The sequence below is a fragment of the Siccirubricoccus soli genome (assembly GCF_024178315.1).
In the GTDB taxonomy this organism is placed as follows: Bacteria; Pseudomonadota; Alphaproteobacteria; order Acetobacterales; family Acetobacteraceae; genus Siccirubricoccus; species Siccirubricoccus soli.
Genome location: NZ_JAMZIK010000154.1, coordinates 18,593 through 33,608, shown reverse-complemented (window position 1 = coordinate 33,608; position 15,016 = coordinate 18,593). Strand labels below are relative to the sequence as shown.

The 15,016-nt window shown below is 71.9% G+C and carries 15 protein-coding genes; 7 read left to right on the top strand and 8 right to left on the bottom strand.

The annotated features are described in order from the left end of the window. Window positions 1–124: 124 nt before the first annotated feature. From NJ376_RS22270 to NJ376_RS22255, 5 genes are all read right to left on the bottom strand, one after another. Complete coding sequence (locus tag NJ376_RS22270; RefSeq protein WP_252955489.1) at window positions 125–535, bottom strand: hypothetical protein; 411 nt, start codon at window positions 533–535, stop codon at window positions 125–127. Between the two features lie 343 nt (window positions 536–878). Beyond that, window positions 879–1,838 (bottom strand): ketopantoate reductase family protein, encoded by a 960-nt coding sequence (locus NJ376_RS22265; protein ID WP_252955488.1) that lies wholly within the window; start codon window positions 1,836–1,838, stop codon window positions 879–881. After that, window positions 1,839–1,961, bottom strand: coding sequence for a hypothetical protein (locus tag NJ376_RS28855; protein ID WP_256476523.1), 123 nt, complete (start codon window positions 1,959–1,961; stop codon window positions 1,839–1,841). Window positions 1,962–2,208: 247 nt separating this feature from the next. Next, window positions 2,209–2,508 carry a nucleotidyltransferase domain-containing protein gene (locus tag NJ376_RS22260; RefSeq protein ID WP_252955487.1) on the bottom strand — a complete coding sequence of 100 codons (300 nt, stop codon included), beginning with the start codon at window positions 2,506–2,508 and terminating at the stop codon, window positions 2,209–2,211. Between the two features lie 51 nt (window positions 2,509–2,559). Further along, a complete protein-coding gene (locus NJ376_RS22255; RefSeq protein ID WP_252955486.1) occupies window positions 2,560–3,522 on the bottom strand; it encodes a Bug family tripartite tricarboxylate transporter substrate binding protein in 963 nt (320 codons plus the stop codon). Between the two features lie 98 nt (window positions 3,523–3,620). On the opposite strand from NJ376_RS22255, the gene NJ376_RS22250 reads away from it, so the two are divergent. Then, window positions 3,621–5,249, top strand: a complete 1,629-nt coding sequence (locus tag NJ376_RS22250) for an FAD-dependent monooxygenase (protein ID WP_252955485.1) — start codon at window positions 3,621–3,623, stop codon at window positions 5,247–5,249. A gap of 394 nt (window positions 5,250–5,643) precedes the next feature. On the opposite strand, the gene NJ376_RS22245 is transcribed toward NJ376_RS22250, so the two are convergent. Further along, window positions 5,644–5,865: a biotin/lipoyl-binding carrier protein gene (locus NJ376_RS22245; protein WP_252955484.1), complete on the bottom strand. Its 222-nt coding sequence runs from the start codon at window positions 5,863–5,865 to the stop codon at window positions 5,644–5,646. Between the two features lie 124 nt (window positions 5,866–5,989). Here NJ376_RS22245 and NJ376_RS22240 point away from each other — a divergent pair, with 124 nt between their 5' ends. Both NJ376_RS22240 and NJ376_RS22235 read left to right on the top strand, forming a co-directional pair. Then, window positions 5,990–6,790, top strand: a complete 801-nt coding sequence (locus NJ376_RS22240; RefSeq protein ID WP_252955483.1) for an HpcH/HpaI aldolase family protein — start codon at window positions 5,990–5,992, stop codon at window positions 6,788–6,790. A gap of 244 nt (window positions 6,791–7,034) precedes the next feature. Beyond that, the gene (locus tag NJ376_RS22235) at window positions 7,035–8,273 is read left to right on the top strand and encodes a cation:proton antiporter (RefSeq protein WP_252955482.1); all 1,239 of its coding nucleotides are present in this window, start codon (window positions 7,035–7,037) and stop codon (window positions 8,271–8,273) included. A gap of 233 nt (window positions 8,274–8,506) precedes the next feature. Here the strand turns inward: NJ376_RS22235 and NJ376_RS22230 are convergent, their stop codons facing one another. Next, window positions 8,507–9,463: an SH3 domain-containing protein gene (locus NJ376_RS22230; RefSeq protein WP_252955481.1), complete on the bottom strand. Its 957-nt coding sequence runs from the start codon at window positions 9,461–9,463 to the stop codon at window positions 8,507–8,509. A 124-nt stretch (window positions 9,464–9,587) separates the two neighbouring features. After that, on the bottom strand, window positions 9,588–10,346 hold the full coding sequence (locus tag NJ376_RS22225; RefSeq protein ID WP_252955480.1) for a class I SAM-dependent methyltransferase: 759 nt from the start codon (window positions 10,344–10,346) through the stop codon (window positions 9,588–9,590). Between the two features lie 38 nt (window positions 10,347–10,384). Between NJ376_RS22225 and mutM the strand changes: the two genes are divergently transcribed. The 4 genes from mutM to dnaA all read left to right on the top strand — a co-directional run bounded on the left by mutM (window position 10,385) and on the right by dnaA (window position 14,712). Then, a complete protein-coding gene (mutM, locus tag NJ376_RS22220) occupies window positions 10,385–11,230 on the top strand; it encodes a bifunctional DNA-formamidopyrimidine glycosylase/DNA-(apurinic or apyrimidinic site) lyase (RefSeq protein WP_252955479.1) in 846 nt (281 codons plus the stop codon). A gap of 500 nt (window positions 11,231–11,730) precedes the next feature. Continuing rightward, on the top strand, window positions 11,731–12,510 hold the full coding sequence (locus tag NJ376_RS22215) for an enoyl-CoA hydratase (RefSeq protein ID WP_252955478.1): 780 nt from the start codon (window positions 11,731–11,733) through the stop codon (window positions 12,508–12,510). A 132-nt stretch (window positions 12,511–12,642) separates the two neighbouring features. Continuing rightward, window positions 12,643–12,921, top strand: coding sequence for a 30S ribosomal protein S20 (gene rpsT / locus NJ376_RS22210; RefSeq protein ID WP_252955477.1), 279 nt, complete (start codon window positions 12,643–12,645; stop codon window positions 12,919–12,921). A gap of 387 nt (window positions 12,922–13,308) precedes the next feature. Next, on the top strand, window positions 13,309–14,712 hold the full coding sequence (gene dnaA, locus NJ376_RS22205) for a chromosomal replication initiator protein DnaA (protein WP_252955476.1): 1,404 nt from the start codon (window positions 13,309–13,311) through the stop codon (window positions 14,710–14,712). The last annotated feature ends 304 nt before the right edge of the window (window positions 14,713–15,016 follow it).

Below are 15,016 nucleotides of genomic sequence, written 5' to 3'. Positions count from 1 at the left end.
CTGAGCCACCCGAGCGCCGCCTGGTGCCCTGCTGCGGCTTTGCCGCGGCAGGCTGTGCGAGGCCCTCCTCACCAGGCGCCTACGGGGCCCCCATGGCGTTGCGCAGCAACGTCATGGGGATCAATCAAAATGGGAACCGGAAGGTGGCGCCGGGCGAAGGCAGGCGAAGGCCGGGCGCCGAGCGGCGGTCCGGCGCCGGGTCGGTGGCGCCGAAGGTCTCGCCCTGGATGGGCTCGGGCGGGGTCGGCACCCCGAGATCGACGCTCGAGCGCGGCGCCCTGTCAATGGCCGGCGGGGAGATGCCGGTCTCCGGCACCGGGGCCGGGGCCAGCCCGGACCGGCTGGTGGAGGATTGCACCGGCACGTCGATGGGCGGCGCCATGGAGGGCGCCGGCGCGGGCGCCGCGGGCTGGGCAGGCGGCGGCGCCGGGCGGGGCCGGGCGCGGCGACGGCGGCGCGGCGGCGTCTCCGCCGCCGCTGGCAAGGGAGCGAGCAGGGCCAGCAGCAGGGCGCGACGGCCGAACCTTCCGGTCATGAACCCATGACGCGCAAAGCGGCTTCGGGTTCATCGCCGGCCATGGCGCCATATCCGATCACGTGCGGCACCCGATCGGGCCCTGCCCTGAGATAGACAATATCTCAAGCGGCCTTAGAGCGTTTTCGGTTTACATGCGTTCACCGAAAACGCTCTACGCTTTTGTTTCCAGAGCAGATTCACGCCTTCGGGCGATGCCGCCCTACGGCGATCTGCTCTAGGCGGTGCATCGCCCGCCCCGCCTGCCCCGCCCGGCGAAGCCGCGAAGCGGAGCCGTGCCGGGAGGCGGGGCTGATTCCCCCAGAGGCGGCCTTGGCGGCACGGCGGCCAGCGGGCAGGCTCTTCAGCGCGTCAGCAGCCGCACCAGCCCGTGCACCCCGGCCAGCACCGGCACCTCCTCGCCGAGATGCCCGGCCAGTTCCACCAGGCAGCCCAGCACGGGCCCGAGCTCCAGCCGCCGTCCCGCCTCCAGATCCTGCAGCATGGAGGTGCGGAAGGGGCCGAGGCGGCGGGTGACGACCAGGCGGTCCTCGATGGACTGGGTGATCGGCAGGCCGATGCGGTCGCCGAGCGCGGCCATCTCCCGCATCATCGCCCGCACCAGCCCGGCGACGCCCGGATCCTCCAGCATCGCCTGCATGTCGGCGCGGCAGAGCGCGCTGAGCGGGTTCATGTTGGAATTGCCCCAGAGCTTTAGCCAGATCTCGCGGCGGATGTCGCCGGCCGGCTCGGCCGGGATGCCGCCCTGGCGGAGCAGGGCGAGGAGGGCGGCCAGCGCCTCCGGGTTGCGGCCGGAGGGGTCGCCGAACAGCATGCGGTCCTGCTGCATCAGCCGGATGGTGCCGGGCGCCTCCACCCGGCTGCCGACATGGGCAACGCCGCCGAGCACCCGCGCGGCCGGCAGGGCGGCGGCCAGCGCGCCGCCGGGGTCGATGCTCTGCAGGGTGAGGCCCTCGGCCGGGCCGCCGAAGCCTTGCAGGAACCACCAGGGCAGGCCGTTCTGCGCCGTGGCGATCAGGGTACTGGGGCCGAGCAGGCGCCGGATCAGCGGCAGGGCGGCGGGCAGGTCCTGGCTCTTCAGCCCGAGCAGGAGGATGTCGGCGCCGGCCAGCGCGGCGGGGTCGTCCGAGGCGGGGAGGCGGAAGCGTTCCTCGGTGGTGCCGTGGCGGAAGACCAGGCCATCCCGTTGCAGGGCGGCGAGGCTGGCGCCGCGGGCGAGGATGGCGAGATCGGCGCCGGCCCGGGCCAGGCCGGCCGCCAGCCAGCCGCCGACCGCGCCGGCGCCGAGCAGGGTGATGCGCATTCAGGGGGTCTCCGGGGCGAGGAGCGCGGCGATGGCGGCGACGAAGCGGTGGGCGGTGGCGAGGGCGGCGGTGGCCGGCTCCATCGCCAGGAAGACCGCCGGGTCGGCCTCGTAATCCGCCACCGCCTTCATCTCATAGGCCGAGGACAGGAAGCGGGCGAGCCTGGATCCAGGCCGACTTCCTCCCCGCGCCAGCCGGGCGAATTCCGCGCTCCCCGCGATGCGCCTTCACCACCCGGCCGGGCCGGACAGGAATGAACGCCATGGCCGCGTTGAGGATGGCGGAGTGGGCGGCGCGCCCCACGGCATCCGGGAGCGACGCGTCCCGCATCGCCTCGCCCTCCGCCAGCAGGGTCCGCGCCCTCCGGCGTCACAGCGGAATGCCCTCGCGCCGGATTTCCCGCATCAGCAGGGAGGTGCCGTCCTCCCAGGCCTCGGCGGGAAAGGGCTTGGCCGAGACCATCTCCCCGGTGTCGGCCGCGATGTCGGTGACGATCGGCGCCAGCCGCCCCAGCTCCTCCCACAGCGAGCCCGGCCGGTCGAGAGACACCGCCACGTCGTAGTCGGACTCCGCATGCGCATCGCCGCGGGCGCGAGAGCCGAACAGGACCACGCGCTTCAGCCGCGGGCCGTATTCCGCCTCCAGCGCCGCATGGCGGCGGCGCAGCACGGGGTCCTCCCGAACGGATGCCGAGCTAGGCGACATGGCGCCAGCATAGCATTATTCCGCCGTGATCCCCGCCCCGGCGATGATGCGGCGATAGACCTCGCCCTCCCGCGCGATGCGCGCCGCCATCGCGCCCGGCGGGCCGCCCAGCTTCGCCATGCCGAGGCGCAGCATGGCGGCCTGGGTGTCCTCCGCCGCCAGCGCCGTCTCCACCGCCGCGTTCAGCGCGGTGATGGCCGGCGCCGGGGTGCCCGCCGGCGCGGCCAGGCCGATCCAGGAGGTGAGGTCGAGATCGGGGAAGCCCGCCTCCGCCACGGTGGGCACCCCCGGCAGCAGCGGGGTGCGGGCCGCGCCGCTGGTCATTAGGGCGATGGCGCGGCCGGCGGCGACATGCTGCGCCACGTTGGGCACCGCCTCGAACATCAAATCCACATGGCCGGCGAGCAGGTCGTTCATCGCCGGGGCGCCGCCGCGATAGGGCACATGGGTCAGGGCCAGCCCAGCCAGGCTGGCGAAGAAGGTGCCCATCAGATGCGGCAGGCTGCCGGCGCCGGCCGAGGCGTAGGAGAGTGCGCCCGGGCGCCCCTTCGCCGCCGCCAGCAGCCCCGGCACGTCGCGGAAGGGGCTGCCCGCCTTCGCCGTCAGCACCATGGGCGTGGCGCTGATGGCGGCGATGGGGGCGAAGCTCGTCGCCGGGTCGTAGCCCGGGTTGCGGTAGAGATGCGGCGAGACGACCCAGGCGGTGGTCGGGCTGTAGAGCAGCGTGTGGCCATCCGGCGCGGCGCGCGCCACATGCTGGGCGCCGAGCGTGGCGCCCGCGCCCGGCCGGTAGTCGAAGACGAAGGGCTGGCCGAGCAGGCGCTGCAGATGCAGCGCGATGCCCCGCCCGAAGCCATCGGTGAAGCCGCCAGGGGAGAAGGGGTTCACCACCGTCACCGGGCGGTCCGGCACCCAGCCCTGGGCGCGGGCGGCGGCGGGCGCAAGGGCCGCGGCCGCCAGCAGGTGGCGTCGGCGCATGGATGCTCCTCCCCGGTTGTTGCCGCTATCCTAGGGCAGCCGGCATCCTGGCCGGAACGAGAAGTGTTCCAGGGGAGCCGGAAAAGGCGGAGGAGCGGATGCGCAGCGTGCCGGTGGTGATCGCGGGCGGGGGGCCGGTGGGCATGACGCTGGCGCGGGTCCTCGCCCGGTTCGGCATTCGCTGCCTGCTGGCGGAGCGCAACCCGACCACCACGCGCCATCCGAAGATGGACATCACCAACAGCCGCTCCATGGAGATCTTCCGCCGCCTTGGCCTGGCGGAGGCGCTGCGCGCGGTGGCGGTGCCGGAGGCGAATAATTTCGACGTCTCCTGGATCACCACCATGGCGGGGCATGAGCTGCACCGCTTCCGCTACCCCAGCGTCGAAGAGTGGCGGGCGCGGCAGCGCGAGCGGAATGACGGGACCATGCCGCGGGAGGCGCCGATGCGCGTCTCCCAGGTGGAGATCGAGCCGGTGCTGCAGCGCGCGCTGCTGGCGGAGGAGCTGGTGGAGGCGCGCTGGGGCCTCGCCTTCGAGAGCTTCGCCGAGGATGCGGCAGGGGTGACGGTCACGTTGCGCGACTCCGCGACGGGGGCAGCGGAGCAGGTGCGCTGCGCCTATCTCGCCGGCTGCGATGGCGGGGGCAGCCTGGTGCGCCGGCAGCTCGGCATTCCGCTGGAGGGGCAGGCGCGGGTGATGCCGCGCTTCATGACGCATTTCCGCTCGGATGACCGGGCGCTGCTGCAGCGCTTCGGCGTGGCCTGGCACTACCAGGGGCCCTACGGCACGCTGATCGCGCAGAACGATGTCGATGTCTGGACCCTGCAGAGCCGCTTCCCGCCCGGCGTCGAGGATCCCGGCGCGGTGGATCCGCATGCGCTGCTGCGGGCCTTCGCCGGGCGCGACATCGCCTATGAGATCCTGGTCGCCAACCATTGGCACCCGCACCTGCTGGTGGCGGAGAGCTATGGCAGCGGGCGGGTCTTCCTGGCCGGCGACGCGGCGCATCAATACATCCCGACCGGCGGCTACGGCATGAACACCGGCATCGGCGATGCGATGGATCTCGGCTGGAAGCTGGCGGCGCGGCTGCACGGCTTCGGCGGGCCGGTGCTGCTGCCGAGCTACGAGGCGGAAAGGCTGCCGATCGGCCGGCGCAACCGCGATGCCTCCGGCCGGCATACCGGGGTGCGGATCGAGATCGCCGCGGCCTATGCCGAACAGGGCGCGGCGCTGATGGCGGCGGGCCCAGCGGGCGAGGCGGCGCGGGCGGCGGTGGCCTCGCGCATCGCCGCACTGGGCAATGCGGAGAATGAGAGCTGGGGCATCGAGCATGGCTATGCCTATCGGGACTCGCCGGTGATCGCGGCGGAGCCGGGGGCGGCGCTGCCGGAGGACCCGCTGCGCTACGAGCCGGTGACGCTGCCCGGGGTGCGGCTGCCGAGCCTGTTCCTGGAGGATGGGCGGGCGATCCATGACCTGCTCGGGCCGTGGTTCACCCTGCTGGCGGTGGGCGTGGTGCCGAGCGGCGCGCTGGTGGCGGCGGCGGAGCGCGGCCTGGGGCTGACGGTGCTGGAGACGACAGACCCGGTGGCGCGGCGCGTCTATGGCGAGGGGCTGTTCCTGGTGCGGCCGGACCAGCACATCGCCTGGCGCGGCCGGGCGCTGGAGGATGGGCGGGCGGCGCAGGCGGTGATCGGGCGGGCGCTGGGTTGGGTGAGCTGATCCGCCGCGTGGACGCGGGCGCGCCCTGGGCGCGCGGCGCCGTCAGGCGATCCCCTCGCGACAGCGACGGTGCCGCAAGCGAGGCAAGGCCGGAGCCGCGCGTCGTGCGGCCGGCGCGACGCGCGGTGCCGCTTCGCGGCCTCCCTGGCTCGCCTGCGGCACCGTGGCCCCGGGCAGGGCTGGCCTTCGGCCGGCATTCCGCGAAGCAAGTCGCACGAGGGCGGGTCGGTGTCGAAGGCCCCTTCAGGGCTTCCGCCGTCGCGGCAGAAAGCCGGCCCAACCCGGACCGCCCCTTGCCCTGCCGTGGCTTCGCCACGGCAGGCTGTGCGAGGCGCTACTCGCCAGGCGAATCCGGGGTCCCCGCGGCGGTGCGCAGCAACGTCGTGGGGGACTCCTAGGCCCGGATGACGGCGACGAGCTGCTCCTCCTCCACCGCCTCACCCTCCGCGACATGCAGCGCCGCCAGCACCCCCGCCTTCGGCGCCGCCACTGGAATCTCCATCTTCATCGATTCCAGGATGAGCAGCGTCTCCTCCGCTTCCACCGCTTCCCCCGGCTGCTTCACGATCTTCCAGACGGAACCGGCAATCTCGGACTTCACGCGAATCTCGGGCATGACGCTCCCCCAACGGATTGCCGGCATTGCAGACGCGCGCCGCCCCGGGGTCAACCCCGCCCCCGCCCCCGGCTGGACGCGGCGCGCCGCCGGTGCTGCCATGCCGGGACGGAGGAACCGCACCATGACCACGCCCGGCGCCCTGTTCAGCAACCCGGTGAAGGAGAAGCTCGCCGCGGGGGGCGTCGCCCTCGGCCTTGGCGTGCGCATGTCCCGCTCGGCCGAGATCGCCCGCATCGCCCGCGCCACCGGCCACGACTTCCTGTTCATCGACGTGCAACACAGCCTGTTCGGCCTCGAGACCATCGGCCACATCGCCCAGGCGGCCATCGCCCTCGGCATCGCCCCCCTCGCCCGCGTCCGCAGCGTCGGCGACCAGGATGTGCAGGCGCTGCTGGACAACGGCATCACCGGCATCGTCTATCCGGATGTGAACACGGCGGAGCAGGCGCGCCAGGCGGTGGCCGCGGTGCGCTTCGGCCCGCTCGGCCGGCGCAGCGTCACCGGCGGCTATCCCTATTTCGACTATCGCGGCGTCCCGCCGAAGGAGGCGCTGCCGGCGATCGACGCCGCGACGCTGCTGGTCTGCATGATCGAGACGCGGGAGGGCGTGGCGAATGTGGAAGCGATCGCGGCGACGCCGGGGATCGACGTGATCCATATCGGCATGAACGATCTGCTGACGAATATGGGCAAGCCCGGCCAGTACCAGGACCCGGAGTTGCAGGCGGCGGTGGACCGGGTGCTGGCGGCCTGCCGGGCGAACAAGATCGCCTTCGGCTGCGGCGGCAACCGCGACCCCAAGGCGCAGGCCGCCATCATCCGGCGCGGGGCGCAATTCCTGACGACCCAGACCGATATCGGCCTGCTTTCCGCCGGCGCCAATGCCTGGACCAGCGGGATCCGCGCCGCGCTGGACGGCTGAGCGCGCCCCAGAACAATAGCCGATCCGGTGAAATCGCCCGATCGGATGTCTCGCTCTGGAAAACGCAACATCCAGAGCATCCTATCTCCGGTCCGATGGATCGCAACGTGACCCGTCGGGCCGGAGGCTGCGGTGGCGCCGCAGCGCCGGCCGGAGCCACGAATCCGGGGCCATCCGCGCCCGCTCCCGTTTGCGGCCGGGGCCAAATCCGCCGCCGCGCGTTGCGGCCCGGATGGACCCTTACATGCTGCTGCTCGCCGGCGTCGGCGGGCTGATCCTCCTCGTCGCCTGGCTGCCCATGGTGCTGAAGGAGCTGCCGCTCTCCCTGCCCATGGTCTGCGTCGCCATCGGCTACGGCGTCTTCTCGCTGTCCAGCGGAACGGTACCCGATCCGCGACAATTTCCGCGAGCGACGGAAGGGCTGACGGAGATCATCGTCATCGTGGCGCTGACCGGCGCCGGGCTGAAGCTGGACCGGCCCTTCGCCTGGCGGAGCTGGGGCGCGACCTGGCGGCTGCTCGCCATCGCCATGCCGCTTTCCATCGCCGGGATCGCCCTGCTGGGGCAGGCGATGCTCGGCCTCGCCCTGCCCGCCGCCCTGCTGCTCGGCGCGGCGCTGGCGCCGACCGACCCGGTGCTGGCCGCCGATGTCCAGGTCGGCCCGCCGCGGAGCGGGGAGGAGGACGAGGTCCGCTTCACCCTGACGGCGGAGGCGGGGCTGAATGACGGCCTCGCCTTTCCCTTCGTGAACCTCGCCATCGCCCTGGCCCTGGCGGCAGAGGAGGGGCAGCCCTGGCTGCGCCCCTGGCTGGAACACGACCTGGCCTGGAAGCTCGGCTGCGGGCTGGTGCTGGGCTATGGCATCGGCCGGGGGCTGGGCTGGCTCACCTTCCGCATGCCGAACCGGGCCAAGCTCTCCCGCACCGGAGATGGGTTCGTGGCGCTCGGCGCCACCTTCGTCAGCTACGGGGTGACGCAGTTGGCCGGGGGCTACGGCTTCCTCGCCGTCTTCGTCGCGGCGCTGGCGATGCGCGCGGCGGAGCGCCAGCACGCCTATCACGAGCGGCTGCACGATTTTGCCGAGCAGACGGAGCGGCTGCTGATGATGGTGCTGCTGGTGCTGTTCGGCGGGGCGATCGCCGGCGGGCTGCTGGCGCCACTGGACGGGCCGGAGGTGGCGATGGCGCTGCTCTGCCTGTTCCTGGTGCGGCCGGCGGCGGGGCTGCTCTCCTGCCTCGGCAGCCGCCTCCCCTGGGAGGAGCGGGCGGCGGTGAGCTTCTTCGGCATCCGCGGGCTGGGCAGCGTCTACTACCTGGCCTTCGCGCTGAACGCGGCGCCCTTCACGGAGGGGGAGCGGCTCTGGGCGGTGCTGGGGCTGACGGTGCTGGTCTCCATCGCCCTGCACGGGGCGACGGTGACGCCGGCGATGCGATGGCTGGACCGACGGCGCAGGCGGCAGGGGGTGTTGGAGTTGGGGGCATAGGTATTGCCCCACGAAACCGCCGCGCGGCTTCGCGGGGCCCCGGGAGTCGCTCGTCGCGCGGCGGCTCGCACGGCCTGCCGCGGCAGGATAACGGGAATGGCGGTTTGCCAGCCGCACCAGGGCCGAGGCGGCGCTGCCCCCGGCTCCGGGCAGGAGGCGCGTCACGGGCGGTGGCCGGGCCCCCGCCCCCGCCGGGGCGGGGACCCTGGCCCCGGTGGGCGTTCCGGGCCCGGCTACTCCCCGGCCTCGCCCAGCAGCTCGCCGAAGATCCAGCCCTCGGGCGCGGCCTCACCCACCTGCACCCAGCCTTCCTGCCGCCGATGGGCGCTGAATTCCTCGCCCGGGCGGGCGACGCGGAGGACGCGGCCGCGCAGATCCGGCGTGGCGCGGAGATTGGCGGATTTCTGCACCACCACGCGCGGCAGGGCCGGCGGCGGCACGAAGACGGGGGTGGGGGCGGGGCGCTCGGTGGCCAGCGGCAGGGGCTCGGCCCCGGCGCCCGCCCCGCTATCGGCGGCCAGGGCGGCGGCCAGATGCGACGGGGGCTCGGCCGGGGACCACAGCGCGGCCAGGGCGAAGCCGCCCAGCGCCGCCACCGCCATGCCGGCCAGCAGCGGCGGGGAGAGGCGGATGCGCGGCCGCGCCGGGGCCGCCATGGGCGGGCCGGGCGGGAGCATCACCTGGCCGGGCTGGCGCAGCCAGCCTTCCGGCAATTCCGCCTCTGCCCCCGCCTCGGCCAAGGGCGGGGCAAGCGGGGCCGCGGCAGCCGGCACCGGGCATTGCAGGGCGCGGCGGAGCGCCGCCACCCAGCCCTCGCCCCCCGGCAGATCCAGCCGCGGCTGGGCGATGAAGCCGGCCTCGAGCTGCTCCAGCAGCGGCTGCTCCGCCTCCTGCGCCACGGCCAGCATGGGCAGCCAGCCCGGGTAGATGGCGGTAAAGCCCGCCATCTCCAGCCGGTGCTGCAGCGCGGCGAGCGCGGCCTGGGCTTCCGGCAGGCTCGGCGCCAGCAGCGCCAGCCCGTAGCGGGGATGCAGCAGCAGATCCACTGCCTGCGGCCCCTGGCCGAGATCCAGGCCGCGCAGCCCGATCCAGCCCGGCGGCAGGGCTGCCATCACCGGGTCGCTCTGCCCCGGCTCCCCGGCGCGCATCGGGCGCTGCAGGCGATAGACGATATCCGGCGCTGCGGTCATGACGGCCCCCTTCGTTGCGCCGCGCATGGCGCGGCGGCTCCCCCAAGCAGCAAGAATACAATCTAAGGGATGCCGTTGCAGCGCAGGGTTCGCCTGGGCAACTTTCCGGCGCCACGGCCCGCCGCTACAGCCGCCAGCCGGTATGGATGGCGACGATGCCGCCGGAGAGGCTCTGGTAGCGCACCTTCTCCAGCCCCGCCGCCCGCATCATGCCGGCCAGCCTCTCCTGGTCCGGGAACATGCGGATGCTCTCGGCGAGGTATTGGTAGCTCTCGGCGTCCTGTGCCACCCGCTGGCCGAGCGCCGGCAGCACCTTGAAGGACCAAGCATCGTAGAGCGGCGCCAGCGCCGCCACCTCCACCCGGCTGAATTCCAGGCAATGGAAGCGCCCGCCGGGCCGCAGCACCCGCCGCGCCTCCCGCAGCACCGCGCCCTTGTCCGTGCAATTGCGCAGGCCGAAGGCCATGGAGATCTTCTCCACGCTGCGGTCCGGCAGCGGCAGCTTCTCGGCATCGGCGCAGAGGAAATGCAGCCTTGCGGCGAGGCCGCGGTCCAGCGCCCTGCCCTGCGCCACGCCGAGCATGGCCGCGTTGATGTCGGAGAGGATGACGCGGCCCGCCCCGCGCTCCAGCGCCCGGAAGCCGATATCCCCGGTGCCGCCCGCGAGGTCCAGCAGCGTCTCCCGCGCGGAGGCGGCGATGGCGGCGACGAAGGCATGCTTCCAGGCCCGGTGCAGGCCGAGGGACATCAGGTCGTTCATCAGGTCGTAGCGCGGGGCCACGCTCTCGAAGACCTGGCGGACCAGGCCGGCCTTCGCCTCCTTCGGGACATCCTGGTAGCCGAAATCGATCGTCTCGCCGGCGGCGCTCTTGTCTTCCTGCATGGCGCGGCAGCATAGCTGGGCGAGGGGGCGGGGGACATATGCCGGAGCTGCCGGAAGTCGAGACGGTGATGCGGGGCTTGGCCACGGTGCTCGAGGGGCGGGAGATCCGCGCCGCCAGCATCGCCCGACCGGATATGCGCTGGCCCTTCCCGGAGGGGCTGGTGGACCGGCTGCTCGGCGCCCGGATCGAGGGCTTCCGCCGCCGCGGCAAGTACCTGCTGATGCGGCTCTCGGGCGGGGACAGCCTGCTGATCCATCTCGGCATGTCCGGCCGCATGGTGGCGCGGCCCGCCGCCGACCGTCCCAACGCCCCGGTGCCGCACGAGCATTTCGCGCTGGAGACGGCGGATGGCACCCGGGTCGGCTTCGTCGATCCGCGGCGCTTCGGCTGCGTCGATCTGGTGCCGACGGCGCGGGAGGAGGAGCACCGGCTGCTCGCCGGCCTCGGCCCGGAACCGCTGGAGCCGGAATTCACGCCGGAGGTGCTGACGGCGGCGCTCGCCGGCCGCCAGACGCCGATCAAGGCCGCGCTGCTGGACCAGAAGGTCGTGGCCGGGCTCGGCAACATCTATGTGTCGGAGGCGCTCTACCGCGCCGGCATCTCGCCGAAGCGCCTGGCCGCCAGCGTCGCCGGGGCGCGCACGCTGCGCCTGGTGCCGGCGATCAAGGCGGTGCTGGAGGAGAGTATCGCGGCCGGCGGCTCCTCCTTGCGGGATTATGTCCAGGCGGATGGCGGCATCGGCTTCTTCCAGGACCGCTTCAAGGTCTATGACCGGGAGGGGCAGCCCTGCGAGCAATGCCCCGGCGTGCCGCCCTGCGAGGGCATCCGGCGTATCGTCCAGGCCGGCCGCGCCACCTTCCATTGCCCGCGGCACCAGCGTTAGAGCGTTTTCGGTTTACATGCGTTCACCGAAAACGCTCTACGCCTTTGTTTGCAGAGCAGATTCACGCCTTCGGGCGATGCCGCCCTACGGCGATCTGCTCTAGAGCAATATCCGATCAGGTGGAATCACCTGATCGGATCTCTTGCTCTAGAAAGTACAAGATCTAGAGCAGTTTATCTCCGACCTGATGGATCACGCGGTGATCCATCAGGTCGGAGGCTGCTCTAGTGTCCTGCCCGCGAGGATTTGGCTGGGCTCTCCGGCGAACGGCGCGGCCAAGCGGGCCACTCAAATCGAAGGCCAATGGCTCGAAGATGAATTCCGCAGGAGTTCGGGACCGAGCAACTGGAGCAGCCTCCGGCCCGACGGATCGGGGCGCGATCCACCATATCGAAAATGAACTTTCGAGATCTTTTATTTCCTGGACCAAGACATCCGACCGGGTGATTCCCCCCGACCGGATATTGCTCTAGGCATCATGCCCGACCAAGGAGGACGCCATGGCCGCGTATGAGATGATCCTGACCGAGGTGCAGGGGAAGGTCGCAATCATCCGGCTCAACCGGCCGAAGGCGCTGAACGCGCTGTGCGACCAGTTGATGGAGGAGCTGGGCCAGGCGCTGCGCGGCTTCGATGCCGATCCGGAGATCGCCGCCATCGTGCTGACCGGCAGCGAGAAGGCCTTCGCCGCCGGCGCCGACATCAAGGAGATGCAGTCCCGCACCTACCCCGCCGTCTATCTCGACGATTTCATCGGCAAGCGGTGGGAGGCGGTGACGCATGTCCAGAAGCCGGTGATCGCCGCGGTGGCGGGCTATGCGCTGGGCGGCGGCTGCGAGCTGGCGATGATGTGCGACATCATCCTGGCGGCGGAGAACGCGAAATTCGGCCAGCCGGAGATCAATCTCGGGGTCATTCCGGGCGCCGGCGGCACCCAGCGGCTGACGCGGGCCATCGGCAAGTCCAAGGCGATGGAGATGGTGCTGACCGCCCGCATGATGGATGCGACGGAGGCGGAGCGCGCAAACCTCGTCGCCCGGGTGGTGCCGCTGGACCAGCTGCTGCCGGAGGCGCTGAAGCTGGGTGAGAAGCTCGCGACCCTCTCCGCTCCCGCTGTCGCTGTCGCCAAGGAGGCGGTGAACCGCGCCTATGAGACGACGCTGGCCGAGGGGGTGAAGTTCGAGCGCCGGGCCTTCCAGGCGCTGTTCGCGACCGAGGACCAGAAGGAGGGCATGGCCGCCTTTGCGGAGAAGCGGCCGGCGCAGTTCAGGAACCGTTGAGCATGAAGGGCTTGGCGGATTCCCGGCCGCTTCGCTTGACGCGCCGTGGAGGCCGGCGTTAGAACCGCCCTCCTCGTGCCCGCCCGGCGGGCACTCTTCCCATTCACCTGTTGAACTGAAACCGGACCCCCAATGGCGAACACTGCTTCCGCCCGCAAGCGCATCCGTCAGACCGAGAAGCGCACCCTGCGCAATCGGGCCCGCCGGTCGCGGGTGCGGACCTTCCTGCGCAAGGTGGAGCAGGCGATCGCCGAGGGTGACAAGGGTCAGGCGCAGGATGCGTTGAAGGCGGCGCAGCCGGAGCTGCAGCGGGCCGCTACCAAGGGCGTGTTCCACCGGAACACCGTGGCGCGGAAGCTCTCCCGCCTCTCCGCCCGGATCAAGGCCATCGGCGCCGCCGCCACCGCCTGAAGCGAGGCTGCGGCGGGCCGTTCCCCGGCAGGTTAAATTCGGTCAAGAACCGAAGCTGAATTAAGGTTCAGCTTTGCGGTTTCTTGTTGAATCTCCGGAGTTTGTTTCTCCGGATAATCACCTGCGCGGGTCACGACGCTTTGCATCGAAAAGTTACTATTTGCGCCGTCTTGGGCGGCGGGGTAGTCTTGCTGTGCCAAGCTGGCGGGTTGTCTTGCCCCCTGAAACGAGGGCAACCCGTCGTCTGATACCTCGTGGGCACCCCATGGCGGGCCCCCACGCACAGGGCTGCCCGCGGTGCCGCCTCGGCGTTGCGGCAGCCCGCGTCGTTCGGTCAACGGGACGGAGAAGGAGGCGCGCGGCTTGTCCCCCCAGGATCCCGGACATATGGCCGCCTGCTGGGCCCGCATCCGCGCCCGGCTGCGCGACGAGGTCGGTGAGGTCGAGTACCGCAGCTGGCTGCGGCAGATGACGCTGGCGGGGATCGAGGGCGACGAAGCCGTCATCCTCCTGCCGACCCGATTCCTGCGGGACTGGGTGAACAGCCATTACGGCGACCGCCTGCGCGCCCTGTGGCAGGGCGAGGATGTCATGGTCCGGCGCGTGGACATCCGCGTGGCCCAGCCCGCCATGGCCGGCGGCCCCGAGGCCCCGCCGGACTTCGCCCTGGCCGAGCCCGGCGGGATGCAGGGCCTGGCGGAAAGCCTCGCCCCCTCCCCCAGCCTGCGCATGCCGGAGCGCCCGGCGGCCGAGCCCCGCTCCGACTGGGTGGTGCCGCTGGAGGCGCGCTTCACCTTCGACACCTTCGTCGTCGGCAAGCCGAACGAGTTCGCCCATGCCTGCGCCCGCCGCGTGGCGGAGCGCCCGGCCTCCCCGGGCTTCAACCCGCTCTTCCTCTATGGCGGGGTCGGGCTGGGCAAGACGCATCTGATGCACGCCGTCGCCTGGGCGATCCGGGAGCTGCAGCCGGCCCGCACCGTGGCCTATATGAGCGCCGAGAAATTCATGTACCGCTTCATCGCGGCACTGCGCAGCCAGAACACCATGGAGTTCAAGGAGACGCTGCGCGCCGTCGACGTGCTGATGATCGACGACCTGCAATTCCTCATCGGGAAGGACAACACCCAGGAGGAATTCTTCCACACCTTCAACGCCCTGGTGGACCAGGGCAAGCAGATCGTCGTCTCCGCCGACAAGTCGCCCTCCGACCTCAGCGGGATCGAGGACCGGCTGCGCACCCGGCTGGGCTGCGGCATGGTGGCCGACATCCATGCGACGACCTATGAGCTGCGCATCTCCATCCTGCAGGCCAAGGCAGCCGCGGCGCGGGTGGAGGTGCCGGCGAAGGTGCTGGAGCTGCTGGCCAGCCGCATCACCGGCAATGTGCGGGAGCTGGAGGGGGCGCTGAACCGGCTGGTGGCCCATGCCGGGCTGTTCGGCCGCCCGGTGACGCTGGATACCGCGCATGAGGTGCTGCACGACCTGCTGCGGGCGCATGAGCGGCGGGTCTCGATCGAGGAGATCCAGCGCAAGGTGGCGGAACATTACAATCTTCGCCTGACCGACATGGTCTCCGCCCGGCGGGCGCGGAACGTGGCGCGGCCGCGGCAGGTGGCGATGTACCTGGCAAAGCAGCTCACCCAGCGGAGCCTGCCGGAGATCGGCAGGCGCTTCGGCAACCGGGACCATACCACGGTCATGCATGCCGTCTCGCGCGTTGCGGAGCTCATGCAGCAGGATGCCGGCTTCGCCGAGGATGTCGCCCTGCTCAGGAAGATGCTGGAGACCTAGCTCCCCACAACGTCGCTGCCGCGCCGTTGCGGGGCCCCCGGGTCTCGCCCCAGGCGGGCGCTGCGCGCCGCCATGGGGCCCATCCGCGCCTTGCGGCCGGGGTCTCGCACAGCCTGTCGCGGCGAAGCCGCGCCAGGGCCATGGGCGGCGCGGGCGGCCATGGGGGAGGCAGGTGGCCCGGCTTGGGTTAAGGCGGGCGGCCGTCTGGGGACGGGCCACCGTAGAGCTTGGCCCGGAGCGGCGGAATCCCTACCTTTCCCTTGCGAATCCACGCTGTTAGCATGCGCGCCCCCGGCAAGACGGG

Bases quoted from the DNA above. Each gene is read 5' to 3' on its own strand.
- NJ376_RS22270 (WP_252955489.1), bottom strand. From the start codon at position 535: ATGACCGGAAGGTTCGGCCGTCGCGCCCTGCTGCTGGCCCTGCTCGCT.
- NJ376_RS22225 (WP_252955480.1), bottom strand. From the start codon at position 10,346: ATGCAGGAAGACAAGAGCGCCGCCGGCGAGACGATCGATTTCGGCTAC.
- dnaA (WP_252955476.1), top strand. From the start codon at position 13,309: ATGGCCGCCTGCTGGGCCCGCATCCGCGCCCGGCTGCGCGACGAGGTC.
- NJ376_RS22235 (WP_252955482.1), top strand. From the start codon at position 7,035: ATGCTGCTGCTCGCCGGCGTCGGCGGGCTGATCCTCCTCGTCGCCTGG.
- NJ376_RS22265 (WP_252955488.1), bottom strand. From the start codon at position 1,838: ATGCGCATCACCCTGCTCGGCGCCGGCGCGGTCGGCGGCTGGCTGGCG.
- NJ376_RS22215 (WP_252955478.1), top strand. From the start codon at position 11,731: ATGGCCGCGTATGAGATGATCCTGACCGAGGTGCAGGGGAAGGTCGCA.
- NJ376_RS22250 (WP_252955485.1), top strand. From the start codon at position 3,621: ATGCGCAGCGTGCCGGTGGTGATCGCGGGCGGGGGGCCGGTGGGCATG.
- NJ376_RS22245 (WP_252955484.1), bottom strand. From the start codon at position 5,865: ATGCCCGAGATTCGCGTGAAGTCCGAGATTGCCGGTTCCGTCTGGAAG.
- NJ376_RS22240 (WP_252955483.1), top strand. From the start codon at position 5,990: ATGACCACGCCCGGCGCCCTGTTCAGCAACCCGGTGAAGGAGAAGCTC.
- mutM (WP_252955479.1), top strand. From the start codon at position 10,385: ATGCCGGAGCTGCCGGAAGTCGAGACGGTGATGCGGGGCTTGGCCACG.
- rpsT (WP_252955477.1), top strand. From the start codon at position 12,643: ATGGCGAACACTGCTTCCGCCCGCAAGCGCATCCGTCAGACCGAGAAG.
- NJ376_RS22230 (WP_252955481.1), bottom strand. From the start codon at position 9,463: ATGACCGCAGCGCCGGATATCGTCTATCGCCTGCAGCGCCCGATGCGC.
- NJ376_RS22255 (WP_252955486.1), bottom strand. From the start codon at position 3,522: ATGCGCCGACGCCACCTGCTGGCGGCCGCGGCCCTTGCGCCCGCCGCC.